Annotated in this window: 12 protein-coding genes and 1 pseudogene; 7 read left to right on the top strand and 6 right to left on the bottom strand. The window is 38.3% G+C overall.

Annotated features, from left to right (window positions below; translation table 11 throughout):
• Nucleotides 1-167 precede the first annotated feature (167 nt).
• Nucleotides 168-1,385 carry an ROK family transcriptional regulator gene (locus V7150_RS03295; protein WP_335513555.1) on the bottom strand — a complete coding sequence of 406 codons (1,218 nt, stop codon included), beginning with the start codon at nucleotides 1,383-1,385 and terminating at the stop codon, nucleotides 168-170.
• A 302-nt stretch (nucleotides 1,386-1,687) separates the two neighbouring features.
• Here V7150_RS03295 and V7150_RS03290 point away from each other — a divergent pair, with 302 nt between their 5' ends.
• A complete protein-coding gene (locus tag V7150_RS03290; protein ID WP_335513553.1) occupies nucleotides 1,688-2,509 on the top strand; it encodes a purine-nucleoside phosphorylase in 822 nt (273 codons plus the stop codon).
• 88 nt (nucleotides 2,510-2,597) lie between these two features.
• Here the strand turns inward: V7150_RS03290 and V7150_RS03285 are convergent, their stop codons facing one another.
• A complete protein-coding gene (locus V7150_RS03285; RefSeq protein WP_335513551.1) occupies nucleotides 2,598-3,050 on the bottom strand; it encodes an NUDIX hydrolase in 453 nt (150 codons plus the stop codon).
• 175 nt (nucleotides 3,051-3,225) lie between these two features.
• Nucleotides 3,226-3,792 (bottom strand): MOSC domain-containing protein, encoded by a 567-nt coding sequence (locus V7150_RS03280; protein ID WP_335513549.1) that lies wholly within the window; start codon nucleotides 3,790-3,792, stop codon nucleotides 3,226-3,228.
• A 264-nt stretch (nucleotides 3,793-4,056) separates the two neighbouring features.
• Between V7150_RS03280 and yedE the strand changes: the two genes are divergently transcribed.
• The 5 genes from yedE (at nucleotide 4,057) to V7150_RS03255 (ending at nucleotide 9,637) form a co-directional block, all read left to right on the top strand.
• Entirely contained in the window at nucleotides 4,057-5,286 is a 1,230-nt protein-coding gene (gene yedE / locus V7150_RS03275; protein ID WP_335513547.1) for a selenium metabolism membrane protein YedE/FdhT, read from the top strand.
• A gap of 69 nt (nucleotides 5,287-5,355) precedes the next feature.
• Nucleotides 5,356-5,535 (top strand): sulfurtransferase TusA family protein, encoded by a 180-nt coding sequence (locus tag V7150_RS03270; RefSeq protein WP_335513559.1) that lies wholly within the window; start codon nucleotides 5,356-5,358, stop codon nucleotides 5,533-5,535.
• A gap of 413 nt (nucleotides 5,536-5,948) precedes the next feature.
• Nucleotides 5,949-7,034: a GerAB/ArcD/ProY family transporter gene (locus V7150_RS03265; RefSeq protein WP_335513545.1), complete on the top strand. Its 1,086-nt coding sequence runs from the start codon at nucleotides 5,949-5,951 to the stop codon at nucleotides 7,032-7,034.
• On the top strand, nucleotides 7,031-8,455 hold the full coding sequence (locus tag V7150_RS03260) for a spore germination protein (protein ID WP_335513543.1): 1,425 nt from the start codon (nucleotides 7,031-7,033) through the stop codon (nucleotides 8,453-8,455). Before V7150_RS03265 ends, V7150_RS03260 begins: the two co-directional genes overlap by 4 nt.
• Nucleotides 8,456-8,467: 12 nt before the next feature.
• On the top strand, nucleotides 8,468-9,637 hold the full coding sequence (locus V7150_RS03255) for a Ger(x)C family spore germination protein (protein ID WP_335513541.1): 1,170 nt from the start codon (nucleotides 8,468-8,470) through the stop codon (nucleotides 9,635-9,637).
• Between the two features lie 311 nt (nucleotides 9,638-9,948).
• Here the strand turns inward: V7150_RS03255 and V7150_RS03250 are convergent, their stop codons facing one another.
• Together V7150_RS03250 and V7150_RS03245 are read right to left on the bottom strand one after the other, a co-directional pair.
• Complete coding sequence (locus V7150_RS03250; protein ID WP_335513539.1) at nucleotides 9,949-11,151, bottom strand: ornithine--oxo-acid transaminase; 1,203 nt, start codon at nucleotides 11,149-11,151, stop codon at nucleotides 9,949-9,951.
• A 93-nt stretch (nucleotides 11,152-11,244) separates the two neighbouring features.
• Nucleotides 11,245-11,372, bottom strand: a pseudogene (locus V7150_RS03245) (hypothetical protein); the annotation flags it as partial.
• A 191-nt stretch (nucleotides 11,373-11,563) separates the two neighbouring features.
• Here V7150_RS03245 and V7150_RS03240 point away from each other — a divergent pair.
• Complete coding sequence (locus tag V7150_RS03240) at nucleotides 11,564-12,988, top strand: sigma-54 interaction domain-containing protein (protein ID WP_335513537.1); 1,425 nt, start codon at nucleotides 11,564-11,566, stop codon at nucleotides 12,986-12,988.
• 59 nt (nucleotides 12,989-13,047) lie between these two features.
• On the opposite strand, the gene V7150_RS03235 is transcribed toward V7150_RS03240, so the two are convergent.
• Entirely contained in the window at nucleotides 13,048-13,698 is a 651-nt protein-coding gene (locus V7150_RS03235; RefSeq protein ID WP_335513535.1) for a hypothetical protein, read from the bottom strand.
• Nucleotides 13,699-13,875 lie beyond the last annotated feature (177 nt).

The raw sequence follows: 13,875 nt of genomic DNA, 5'->3' as shown, positions 1-13,875 counted from the left end.
CTCGCTTTTTTGGCCTTGACCTGTCCGAATAATACCTGCATTCAGACAGGTTCTGGCTTTTTTGGCCTTGTCTTGTCCGAATGAGACCCGTATTCAGACAGGATCTTGCTTTTTTGGCCTTGACCTGTCAGAATGAGACCGGCTTTGGACTGTGCCGCCTTCTATTTTTATGGCAGAATCTCTTCAGTGAAATAATCTAATACCATACATCCCGCTCCCTGAGCGACTATATTGTAGGCTGTTGTTGATTTATTAATCTGGACACTGTTATTTGGATAATGCATCATTCGCTTTTGTGCTATTTCAGAGGTCTTCTCATAAAAAAGTGGTTTTGGTACCAGAGTTCCACCACAAATGACAATATCAGGACGTAGCAGGTAAATTAAATTAGAGAGACCGATGCCAAAATAATAAGCTGCTTCCTTCACAACCTCTAGACACAGCGAATCTTCCTGCTCTAAGACTTCCAAGATATGAAAAAAATCAATTTCTTCCACATCATTGACCTTTTCTTTAAGAATAGAGAGTTGACCACGTTTTATCCGACGGATCACTTCATTACGAATAGCCGGCAGGCTGCTGTATGCCTGCAGACAGCCAAATGATCCGCAGGAACATCGCTGACCATGGAGATCAACAATCATGTGCCCAAACGCATCCGCCATTTCCTTTTGATTTGTAACCAATCTACCTTGCTGGATCATGCTGCAGCGAATGCCCATATCGCTTGAGACAAAAACTAGATTATCTGTTTCTTTCCAATAGTTATTTCGATATTCCGCTAACGCAGCTAAATTAGTGCCATTTTCTAACAACACAAGTGTCTGATTTTTTTGTTTTAAATAGTCGACAATATTTAGCTGATCCCACCCATCGGCAGGGAATAAATGAGGATTTAGGATAACCCCTTGTTCCTGATCAATCGGATCAATTACTCCGACACCAATTCCGAGCATTTTTTCCCTCGGAATATTATGTTGAGCTAGCAGCCCATCGACAGTTCGTGACACATAATCTAGTGTGTACTCCCCCGTACAATGTGAATCCATCTTTAATTTTTCTGCGCTTAGGATATGTAAATTTAAATTGAGGAGCAGCACTGTAGTGTATAAATTAGTGATTTCCACTCCTATTAAATAGTAAGCATCAGGATTGATCACATACATCAAGGGCTTTCGTCCGCCGCTTGATTCCCCTACCCCACTATCTTGTACGAGCCCCGCCTTAACAAGCTCATCAAGCAAACGAGCACAAGTCGCATGTTTGTATCCAGTCAGTTCAGATAGTGTTTTTACCCTTACAGGTCCTTGCTTGCGAATTAAGCTATATAAAAGCTGTAAGCTCTTCTCCTTTTTTGATATTGAGCCAATAAATTGCTTTAGCATATATTTCCTCCAACATACCATTTTACGTTCTGCTAACTATTTTTAGTTTACTCGATTTATTCAAAAAGGAGAAGGTTCTGCTAGTTAACTTATTCTCATTTTACAAAAAAGTATCAACTATTGGTTAATAAGATTTATAAACACACAATCATTATACCTACACTTTTTATCAAAATGATTTTTAATCTATTTACATTTCCCAATGAATCAATTAAACTTTTATTGAAGTAATGAGAAGTTTAACAGTTATGCATTTAACAAATGATTAAAATACCTTTTATTCATTCAAGGAGGAATTTTTCATGCACAAATTACAAGATATTTTAGAAGCCAAAGATTTTATCATGAGTAAAACTGACCACCGTCCGACGATTGGAATGATTTTAGGCTCTGGCTTAGGAACTCTTGCTGATGAAATTGAAAACCCTATCACGATCCCATATAGCGAGATTCCTCACTTTGCAAAGTCCGAAGCAGTTGGCCATGCAAACGAATTAGTTATTGGTGAATTAAAAGGAAAGACTGTAGCAGCTATGAAAGGCCGCTTCCACTATTATGAGGGCTTTACATTAGATGAAGTCACGTTTCCAGTTCGTGTCTTGAAGGCGATTGGTGTTGAGAATCTACTCATTACCAATGCTTGTGGAGCTGTTAATACTAGCTTTAACCCAGGGGATTTAATGTTAATTACGGATCATATTAATTTAGTTGGAACCAATCCGTTAATTGGTCCAAATAATAATGAGCTGGGAACACGTTTCCCTGATGTTTCTCAAGTATATAATCTTGGCTTACGCAATATTGCTGCACATGTTGCCAAAGAACAAAATTTATCCCTCCAACAAGGTGTTTATGCATGGTGGAGTGGACCAGCCTACGAAACGCCAGCTGAAATCCGTATGATTCGGACACTAGGAGCCGATGCGGTAGGTATGTCTACAGTTCCAGAAGCAATTGTAGCAACCCATGGAAATATGAAGGTGCTTGGCATTTCTTGTTTAACCAATATGGCATGCGGAATTTTAGATCAACCATTAAACCATGATGAAGTCATTGAAGTCGCTGGTAAGGTTAGAAAAACATTCGTTCAATTAGTAAAAGGTATTTTAGAAGAAATAGAATAGATAGAAAGGAAGCGGCGGGCGATCAATCACCTGCCGCTCTTCTCTTCGCCTATCAGGTGTCTTTCATCAATGCAAATAGTCCTAAGTTCTATTTGAGCAAATAAGAATATTGTTCCACCATCACTCTGACTAAAGGACTTGTATGCTCTGGTAATTTTCTGATATCAAAGAATCCGGCATCAATCGATTCTTCCCCATCTATCCTTATGGTACTGCTTTTAATATCTTTTGATATATAGGCAATTGTTACAGGGTAAAATTCATCCCCATTTGCCAGTTTTCTAAAATACTGCTTACCTGAAAATACATTTACTAGCTGAAGCTGACCAATTTCAACTCCTGTTTCTTCAAACACTTCCCTTCTTGCAGCTTCCTCAACAGATTCTCCTAATTCTAATATGCCTCCTGGCAGCCCCCAGATGCCTTCAGGTCGTTTTTGTAATAGAATTTTTCCATGTGCATCGATAACACCCACGACAGCACCGACTAAAATGATTGGCCGGTTTCCAATTATTTCGCGTAAATCTTCAATATAGCCCATTTTGATCCTCCACCTATTCTCCATTTTTAAGCATATCTATATGTATTCGGGAAAGGGTTATCTTTCCCTTTTGCAATTCGCTGCTTTTGATGAATGAATTTCAGCTATATGGTGAATGTACCACCTTAATGCTACCCATAATCTTGTTATGTACATTCGCTTCGTACCAGGCTATTTATTGCATTGGATTGTTAAAATCATTGATAAGAATCTGAACTTCATCCCTTTCGTGAATTGTTCCAGGTCTTTCAACTGCGCAAACAATTCCCCGCCGCTTGTAACCGGCACGTACAAAACGGAAGGCCAGCTTCTCGTGATCTTCATAATGCTTTTGGATTTCATCTCCAGGTAAGGTACACGGCTGATTTTCTCCCATACAAATTAATCCAGCACCACTTGGAAAAAGAATCCGTGAGCCCATCGTGAGCTTCGTTAATTCCGAAAGTCCTTTTACAAGGAGATTTGCTCCTAACCACTCAGGCCTTACTTGTTCGACTCCTAATTCTTCAGCAATCCTGTCTAATTCTTCCACTGATACAATAGTTATTTGGCGGCGGTTCAGTATCTCTGTGCCTCTTGGATACATCGGCTGTCTTGAATCAGCATTACTGGTCACTCCGAAATGACGATCCCCTCTGATTCCTCCAAATTCAAGATTCACTTCTAGAATTTGTCTCGTCACAAATGTTTCTGGATTATCTGCTAAGAATATTGCCTCTACGTTTGCCCACACTTTTTCCATAAATAAATCCCTTCTTTCGCTTACTTTCAATAGATTAATAAATGTCCTTACACTTACATAATACCCTTAACCATTTGCAAAGGCTAAAAATATCCTTCATTTCCAAATGATTCAAATTACAATATATTTTCTCAGTACATACTTCTGTCAATTTAGTGACAACTTTTCCAAGTTTACTAGTAACTATTGATGATTATTGTAAAACATATATAATATTTATTTATTGAGCTTATAAATTTTTATTATAAGGAGTTGTGGATTTCAATGAATCTGTATCAGAAAATCTTCAAAGAATATTGGAATCCCTACATAGCCATCAGTATTGCGGGATTGCTTAGTGCGTTATATTTTGGCATTACTGGAACTGTATGGGCTGTAACAGGGGAATTTACCAGGTTCGGAGGGCACATCTTACAGTGGTTTGGGGTGGATGTATCACAGTGGGCTTATTTTAAACTAGTTGGTATCGAAGGAACTCCCCTTACCCGAACAGATGGATGGATTGTTATCGGGATGCTGGTTGGCGCCCTCATTACGATATTGCTTAGCAACAGCTTTAAAATCCGTGTTCCAAAACAAAAACGTCGCTTAGTTCAAGGATTTATTGGCGGGATTATCGCGGGATTTGGCGCACGCCTTGCCCTTGGGTGTAATTTAGCTGCCTTTTTTACAGGTGTACCCCAATTTTCCTTTCACTCATGGATTTTTATGCTTACGACAGCGATCGGAACCTATTTTGGTGTTAAGGTCGTTAATACAAGATGGTGGCGTGGAAAGCCAAACCTGCGCAAAGGATCTGTTAACCCGGTTGTGTCAGAGCAAGCACAGGAATCTAAAATCCAACCGATTTTAGGTTTGCTTTTCGCCTGTGTCTATACTGGGATTGTAATCTACTTTTTCACAGCTGGTAAGCCTCTCTTAGCTGTTGCTTGTATTGCAGGAGCTCTCTTTGGTATTCTCATTGAACGAGGTCAAATCTGTTTCACTTCCGCTTTCCGCGATTTATGGATTAGCGGACGTGCAGTGATGTCTAAAGCACTCGCAGTCGGTATGATGATTAGTGTAGTGGTTACCTTTTTCTATATTCAAAACGGTTCCATCGCCCTTATTAAAATAGCTGCCCCAAGCACCGTTATTGGCGGGCTGTTATTCGGATTTGGTATTGTTCTTGCAGGCGGTTGTGAAACCGGCATGATGTATCGTGCCATGGAAGGACAATTGTTATTCTGGGTTGTAGGAGCAGGAAATATCGTTGGAGCCACCGTTTTAGCTTATGGGTGGGATCACTTAGGAATCTATCATGCACTTGCTGAAAATTGGCCTAAAGTAAACTTGATGGAATTATGGGGACCTGCAGGAGCCCTATTCGGAACAATTGCCATGCTGATTGTTTGGTTTTTGCTTTCTAGCTGGTGGGAAAAAAGGTTCCGTTATGGAACTGGAATTAAACGCAAAAAAAATGAGCAGCTTGCTCATCTGACAAAGGAGGCATAAATAATGTCCCAAGTAATAGATGTAAATTACACCTTAGACATTCGCGGCGAGCCTTGACCATATCCTGTCATTTATGCGCTGGATGCGCTAAAAACGATGAAAATTGGGGAAGTATTACAAGTCATTGCCGACTGCCCGCAATCATTTAGAAGTGTCCCGGAAGAAGCCGTCAAACATGGCTACCAACTCATCACTGAACCAAAAAAGGTCGGACAGGACATTTATTTTTATATTAAAGTTGTCAAATAGGAAAATCTATATCACTCCGTGAAGACATCTACTTAGATAAGTTAACACGGAGAACACAAGCTTTTTCATACTGACTTTAAACTATCTTAAAAAGGTAATCTGGACTTCCAGCTTACCTTTTTTTCTATGTAAAAAAGCTTATGCATATAACATTTGTTTCTTTTACAACTTCCTTCAATATTCTAATAGATTTATTCATTTCATCTTATCCAACTTCTTTTCTTTCTCTTTTACTCTTTCATCTTATCGAACAACTTTTCAGAACTTAATTTGTACATGTAAAGATTATCGTTTAGGGAAGGGGAGACTTTCAAAATTTACGCTCTACTGAATCCTAACAGTGTGGTGTGAATAAATTATTGTAATAAAGGGACGATAGTAATAGCAGCGGAGTATTGAGGAGGATAAGGAAAATGAAATCTTCGATATCACTTGTACAAACTGTAATGATTATCTTTCTTAGTACTGGTCTATTAAATCATATTATCATCATCCCTATCTTGTTTGATATAGCGAAACGCGATGCCTGGGTTTCTGTATTGTTAGCCGGGACTTGTTCTCTTGTTTGGATTGCATTGCTGTACATGGGATTTCGCAAAATACGTAAGCAGCATCTTTTTGAGTGGCTTAAGCAAGCTTATCATCCATTACTGGGGCACTTGCTTGCAATAGTAGCAAGCGTTTATCTGTTTGTGTTATGTGCTGTTACAGTTAGGGACACAGTTCATTGGATCCATCTTGCTTTCACTCCAAATACCCCAATCCTTATTCTTACCCTTATACTGGTCCTTATTTCTGCTATCAATGCTTTTTTGGGTATTCATTCATTGGCTAATACTGCTGGAGTTTTGCTCCCTTTTGTCATTATCATAGGTCTTTTTCTTATATTTGCAAATATACCACATAGAAATTTTTCGTTTTTAAAACCTATTTTGGCTCATGGAATGCAGCCTGTATGGAACGGATCAATATATGTAGGTGCAGGATTGGTTGAACTTTTTATGCTCTTCTTTTTGCAGCATCATATTCGGTCGCGAATATCATATCGTTCGTTAGGGATCATTAATCTGCTAATAATGTTTCTTACCATTACTCCTCTAATTGGTGTAGTCGCTGAGTTTGGGCCTGAGGAAGCTGCTAAACTCCGATTTCCTGTATATGAAGAATGGAGATTAGTAACAATAGGCCGATACGTAGAACATTTGGATTTTTTAAGTATTTATCAATGGTTTTGTGGTGCATTCTTGAGAATTTCTTTGATGATGTTTTTAATCATCGATGTGTTCAATATTCAGACTAAAAGAAAGAAAGTGATAATGCTTAGTTTTATTTTTTTTATGTTGGTGGGTATTACGATTATTCCTTATAGTGACCCGCTTTTTTTGCATCTTCAGTCAAAATATATACTCCCGTATTCTTTATTTGGCATCCTAATATTTTCATTTATTGTTGTTGGGCTAATTAACTTCGGGGATCGAAGGGAGAAATTAAACCCGTGAACAAAAATAATAAGTTTCAAAAGAATTCAAAATCACCACTTGAACCAATAAATCAATTGCTTGATTCAAGTTCGGATATAAAAAAAATCACGCTCCCCTTTTCTCTAGGGAATCAAAGAGCTGATGTTCATCTAGTTTACTGCGAAGGATTATGCGATAGTACAAAAGTGGAACAATACATCATTCCTAATTTCAAAAAAATGACAAATCAGTTTCCCATTTTAACCGTTTTAGACTTTCAACAAAATGCTCCATTTCACATGACCCATCTTCAAATGGACCAAGTTGAAAAATCAATTATAGATACTGTATTAAATGGTGAACTCCTGCTTTTGTTTGTCCCTTCGAACAAGATGTTTTCTGTAAATTTAGCAAATCCCCCAAAAAGAGATCCGGAGGAACCAAATACAGAGATTTCAATGAGAGGTCCAAAGGATGGGTTTACTGAAGAAGCGCTGATAAACATTGCGCTTATAAGAAAAAGGCTCAAAACCGAATTATTGGCCGTAGAAGAATACACGATTGGATCGCAAACTGCCACAAAAGTTCATCTTTTATATCTAAAAAGTGCTATTGAGCCAAACGCGTTACATGAAATTAAGACAAAGCTGATGAACATACAGGTAAAAGGGATTGTTAGCAGTAATCAACTGGAAGAAATTCTGACCAGATTTTCGTTATTCCCATTATTCGCCTATACCGGAAGACCTGATTTTGCCGTTAATTCTCTTCTTCACGGAAAATTTGTACTGGTAGTCGGAGGTTCACCAACGGTATTAATGGCACCAATTAATTTTAATTTTTTATTAAATACTTCCGAAGATGCTAATTTGAATAATTTCTTTGTGGCATTTACCAGGTTTTTAAGAATAAGCGGAGTAGCACTTGCCTTGTTTTTGCCTGGTTTTTGGATAGCACTCGCAACATATCATCAAGATCAACTACCTTTCACTTTGCTTGCAACATTAGTGAATTCTAGACAAGGCGTGCCACTGCCAGTTCCGCTGGAGGCTCTGGTTATGTTGCTCCTGTTTGAGATATTTCGGGAAGCCGGTTTAAGGCTGCCAACTTCTTTTGGCCAAACATTATCGGTTGTAGGAGGACTAATTATCGGCCAAGCAGCCATTAGCGCCGGGATTGCAGCCCCTGGAATTATTGTTATTATTGCCATTTCAGTGCTCTCCACCTTTACTCTGGTAAATCAGTCTTTGGTTGGTGTTTTCAGCTTGATTCGAATTATTGTGTTAATAATCAGTGGCATTTTTGGTTTGTTTGGAGTGTTAATATGTTTGTTGTCTTTTATTCTTTACTTGGTAAATTTACGTTCCTTTGGCATGTATTATATGACTCCTCTTTCCCCGCCAAATTTCCAAGAACTATACAAAATCCTCTTTCGAATGCCATGGGGAAGAAAAAAATAACTGTTTATTTTTTTGATAAGCAGAAAAAAAGGAAAGACGATTACCATGAAACTTACTCGAAACATCCTTGTCATTTTGCTGCTCACTCTTACGCTTACTGGTTGTTGGGGAGCAAAAGAGATTGAACATATGATCTATGTCAACACTGTTGGGGTAGATTATGTGAACGATAAAGTGGTTATTTATTTACAGATGATAAACTTTAGTGGAATAGCTAAAAAGGAGTCAGGTCAGTCTCAACCACAAAAGACATATGTTGCAAAAGGGGAAGGAAATTCTTTCGATGCTGCCATTTTTCATTTGTATTCATCAAGCCCGCAAAAAATCGCTTGGAGTCATGTTAAAACAATTGTTTTTAGCGAAGAAGCTTTAAAGCATGGTGTTGTTAACGAGGTTTTAGACGTTTGGGATAGATATTATGAATTTCGATATACAGTTTGGACCATGGCTACTAAAGAACCTATCGAGGAAATATTTAATACCCCTTCGACTGCGGAATTATCAGTTCTTTACTCTCAGTTAAATAGCCCTTTAAACCCATACACCCAAAGTTCAGTAATTGCACCATTATATCTTTACGAGTTTATCCGGAAATGGTATGAAGAGGGACAAACCGTCCCGTTACCGTATTTAACCATCGTGAAAAACTGGACAGAAAATAAGAAGATTTCGCCCAAACTCAAACCTGGCGGGATTTGTTTTCTTGAAAAAGAACAATTCAAAGGGTGTTTGGCTCGTCGTTATCTCTTAGGACTACGATGGGTGGAAAAAAAAACGGATCGTACACCTGTAGAAATTAAAGAAAAAAAATCTGTGAAGGCTATTTTAGTAATGGATAAAATAAAATCATCCATAAAGCCGAAGGTAACAGATGGTAAAGCCACCTTCGACATAAAAATCTCGATGCAGGCAAACATTCCAGAATTAAAAGAGCATTTTAAAGAAAAGGAACTTGAAGAATTAGCAGCACGAGAAGTAAAAAAGGAAATTATGGGGACCTACCTCAAAGGTCTTGAATTAGGGGTTGATGCTCTTGGACTATCAGAACCCACATACAGAGATATGCCAAACGTGTGGAACAAACTGGAAGAAGGAGGTAAACTTCCTTTAGACAAAAGCAGCATTACATCCATTGATGTGAAAGTAAAGCTAATAAGTGGTGGAATTTCTAAGGTGAAGTAGCGATACCTCATTGGAAAATTCACCCAAGGGGGATTTAGTCACTTTTCTTAATCAAGAGCAATTCATTACCTGCTATGTTTATCAAGCTGCTTCAATCTTAGGTTCCTGGTGGTCATTCTATTCTGTAATGGACATACAAATATTATTATCCCGACTCTCCAGTTTGGACGATTCCAAAGGTCTTTATTACAATATATCAATCCGAGCAACATAACAATACAAAACCATCTCCCTTTACAAAAAAAGACTCTTCCCGAATTCTTGGGAAAAGTCTTTTTTGGTAGAATCATATTTCCTTGCAGAAACATTTTTTAGGCTAAAACTTGTTTAATTTTCTCAACAGCCCAATCAATTTCTTCTTTTGTAATAATGAGCGGCGGTGCAAAGCGAATGACAGTATCATGGGTTTCTTTACATAACAATCCTTCATCCTTTAACTGCTCACAATATGGTCTTGCTTCCTCCGTTAGCTCAATACCAATAAATAAGCCGCGGCCTCTTACTTCTTTAATAATTGGATTATTAATGGTTTTCAATTGTTCAAGGAAGTAATTTCCTAATTCAAGCGAGCGTTCCGCTAGTTTTTCTTCTTCAATCACTTCAAGTGCTGCAATGGAAACGGCACAGGCAAGCGGATTTCCTCCAAAAGTCGAACCGTGTGAACCAGGGTTGAAAACGCCTAATATATCTGCATTCGCCACGACACAGGAAATTGGGAACACACCGCCGCCAAGGGCTTTTCCTAAAATCAACATGTCAGGAGTGATTCCTTCCCACTCATATGCGAACATTTTACCAGTACGTGCGAGTCCGGCCTGAATTTCATCGGCAATGAACAGTACATTATTTTCTTTACATAAATCAAATGCAGCTTTGATAAACCCTGCTGGAGGAATGATGATACCTGCTTCCCCTTGAATTGGTTCAATTAAAAATGCTGCCGTATTTGGGGTAATCGCTGCTTTTAATGCCTCTAAATCCCCGTAAGGTATTAATGTGATTCCCGGAAGCATTGGACCAAATCCACGCTTATATTCCGGATCAGATGATAAGGAAACAGCACCCATTGTCCGGCCATGGAAATTACCAGTACATGCAATGATTTCTGCTTGATTGTCGGCAATTCCTTTAACATCATACCCCCAGCGGCGAGCAGCTTTAAGGGCGGTTTCAACAGCTTCTGCCCCCGTATTCATTGGAAGTGCCATATTTTTATTTGTTAATTGACAAACCTTTTCATACCATGGACCAAGTTGGTCATTATGGAAAGCACGGGAAGTAAGTGTCACCTTATCTGCTTGATCTTTTAATGCCTGAATGATTTTTGGATGACGGTGCCCTTGGTTAACGGCTGAATACGCACTAAGCATATCCATGTACCGATTTCCTTCCGGGCTTTCTACCCAAACTCCCTCTGCTTTTGAAATGACGATCGGCAGCGGATGATAGTTATTCGCACCAAATTTTTGTGTTTGCTCAATAATTTCAGTTGTTTTTATCGTTGTCCTAGTCACTATTTTTTCCCCTTTCTTTGTTTTCCCTGAAAGTGATATTTCCAGGATGAAACTCATTTTTCGGCAATCTATTTATAGTGATTCAAATGTTGTTTACGTCTGCAAATGAAGCAGGAAATAAGCAGGGCCCCTGCTTTGGAATCTGCTCCTGACATAGTAGAGCCCCTAAATGGCTGATAGCCGACGATGGCACCTGTAATGACGCGGTAAAAATAAAGGTTTCACACATTATATATGCAAGTACTGTGCCAACAATAAAAACCTTATTTTATGAGGCTTTTATATATTTAATGCAAAATTTTTTGGCGCAAATATTTTTAATTTTTACAATAACGCAAATAATTTTTGCATTAGAAAGTTTTTAATGTTTTAATAATTTTATATAGTACCAGGAAAAGGGAATGAAATTAGCATGGAACATTCAAAAAAAACGACAGATTATTTGCAATATGTTAACCAGATGTATCAACAAATTTTAGACGAAGTAGATGTCGGTGTTCATGCTGTGGATGAAACGGGAAGGACGATTATTTACAACAAAAAAATGATGCAAATAGAGTCCATGGATAGTCAAGACGTCATGAATAAAAACCTTTTAGACGTCTTTATGTTTAAGGAAGACCAGTCCAGTACTCTTGTAAAGGCGCTCCAAGAGGGCAAGGAGACAAATAATGTAAAGCAAACTTATTTTAATAACAAAGGCCGTGAAATTACCACAATCAATAATACGATCCCTATTTATGCAAATAATCAAATTCAGGGTGCTGTTGAAATTGCCCGTGATGTGACAAGGCTGGAACGGTTAATAAAAGGAAATATCAATAACAAAGGGACTTTGAGGTTTACATTTGATAGCATTATTGGCAGCAGTGCCGCGATAACGTACGTCATTGAAAGTGCAAAGCGGGCCACCCGCACCTCCTCTTATGTCCTTATTGTCGGTGAGACCGGCACAGGGAAAGAGCTTTTTGCTCAAAGTATTCATAATGGAAGCAATCGTTTTTCCGGTCCATATATATCCCAAAATTGTGCAGCGCTCCCTGATAATTTAATCGAAAGTCTTCTCTTCGGTACGAAACGTGGAGCCTTTACAGGCGCGATTGATCAGCCAGGATTATTTGAACAGGCAAACGGCGGCACCTTATTACTTGATGAGATTAACTCGCTGAATTTAAATCTGCAAGCAAAGCTTCTGCGTGTCCTCCAGGAAAAAATGATTCGCCGTCTCGGAGATACAAAGGATACGCCTGTGGATGTCCGGGTTATTGCCAATATGAATGAGGATCCGATTGATGCGATTACGAACAATCGGCTGCGGAAAGACTTATATTACCGTCTTGGAGTTGTGACAATCTTTATTCCTCCATTAAGGGAACGTAAGGAAGATATTCCATCACTCGTCCACCATTTTATTGAGAAATATAATGAGCTGTTTCAAATGGAGGTAAAAGGGTTATCTGATGAAGTAAAACAATCTTTCATGGAAAATGCTTGGCACGGAAATGTTCGCGAACTCGAACATATTATTGAGGCCGCCATGAACATCATGATGGATGAAGAAGAAATCATTATGTACTCGCATTTACCCTTTCAATACCGGAATAAAATGCACGTCAAAGATAGAGGAGCACCGACTTTTTCCATAGATGCATTTTTGAATGACCAGGGAACTACAACAGCTCCCCTAAAGGAACAGATGGATCTTTTTGAAAAATCCTATATTGAGAGTGTATTACGAAACAATGACTTCAATATTTCTAAGTCAGCAAGCTTACTAGGATTAAGCCGGCAAAGCTTGCAGTATCGAATGAAAAAACTGAACATAACAATTAAATGATGGTGCCTGACCCCAAGTATGGTATAGCTTTAACGGATCAGGGGTCAGGCACCACTAATTTAAGAGATTATTAAATCAGAAATTATAATCTCCAGCTTCCCTTCCTGACTAGTTATTTCAATAACCTTATCTGCAAATAAATAAGGCGTATCAAATCGATCCTGCTTTTTAATATCTAGATAACTATTATTGGCGGTCAGAATCGGAAAGACAGCATTGGTCTTCTTGAACACATTTTGATAAACCTCTAATTCTGCCATCAGGATGATCTGTTTTTGAGAGATGGCAAAAAAGAGTTTACCAATCACTCTGTCATCATCTATGATGTTAACCTGCTGAAGGATGGAAATGAGGCAGGTGACAAAATCATTCATCTTCTCTTTAGTTAGACCTTTTAACTGCCAATCCTCTAAAGCTTTGTTAATGCTATTTTTTATTTCCTTGAAGGAAAAAACATCTTCAATCCTAAGAACCGCGTTCGTTTTCCCGAGGCTCTCAAACTTTTTTCTTGTCTCAAATAAGTAATCCGTGACAAAACCTTTATATTTTTCACGCTGCGCAACAAAATCTGTAAGCTCATTGATACAATGATTCTCTTTTCTGCGATTTCGGATTAATTGTAAAAAAGCATAGACATCCTTCTCATCAAACGTATTTTCAATCAACTTACCATAGTAATAATTCATTAACGATTGCACTTTTATATCCATTCGTCTGCTCCTAGAAGTAATATTCATATCTTCCCTATTGTACAACGTATTAGTTTATGAGAACAAACCTTGCTATGAAATCAGCAATAATGTATCTCATCAACCTTATGAAAGACAAATCTCTCTATGAAATCACCAAAAAGGGTCTTCATCAGCCCTATGAAGGACAAATCTTAC

Origin of the sequence: Neobacillus drentensis (genome assembly GCF_036965245.1) — a bacterium.
GTDB classification, from domain to species: Bacteria; Bacillota; Bacilli; order Bacillales; family Cytobacillaceae; genus Neobacillus; species Neobacillus drentensis_G.
Note: the sequence above shows the minus strand (reverse complement) of the source record. Positions and strands in the feature narration are given on the sequence as shown.

Coding starts and splice junctions, on each gene's coding strand:
- V7150_RS03295 (WP_335513555.1), bottom strand. CDS start 1,385: ATGCTAAAGCAATTTATTGGCTCAATATCAAAAAAGGAGAAGAGCTTA.
- V7150_RS03290 (WP_335513553.1), top strand. CDS start 1,688: ATGCACAAATTACAAGATATTTTAGAAGCCAAAGATTTTATCATGAGT.
- V7150_RS03285 (WP_335513551.1), bottom strand. CDS start 3,050: ATGGGCTATATTGAAGATTTACGCGAAATAATTGGAAACCGGCCAATC.
- V7150_RS03280 (WP_335513549.1), bottom strand. CDS start 3,792: ATGGAAAAAGTGTGGGCAAACGTAGAGGCAATATTCTTAGCAGATAAT.
- yedE (WP_335513547.1), top strand. CDS start 4,057: ATGAATCTGTATCAGAAAATCTTCAAAGAATATTGGAATCCCTACATA.
- V7150_RS03265 (WP_335513545.1), top strand. CDS start 5,949: ATGAAATCTTCGATATCACTTGTACAAACTGTAATGATTATCTTTCTT.
- V7150_RS03240 (WP_335513537.1), top strand. CDS start 11,564: ATGGAACATTCAAAAAAAACGACAGATTATTTGCAATATGTTAACCAG.
- V7150_RS03235 (WP_335513535.1), bottom strand. CDS start 13,698: ATGGATATAAAAGTGCAATCGTTAATGAATTATTACTATGGTAAGTTG.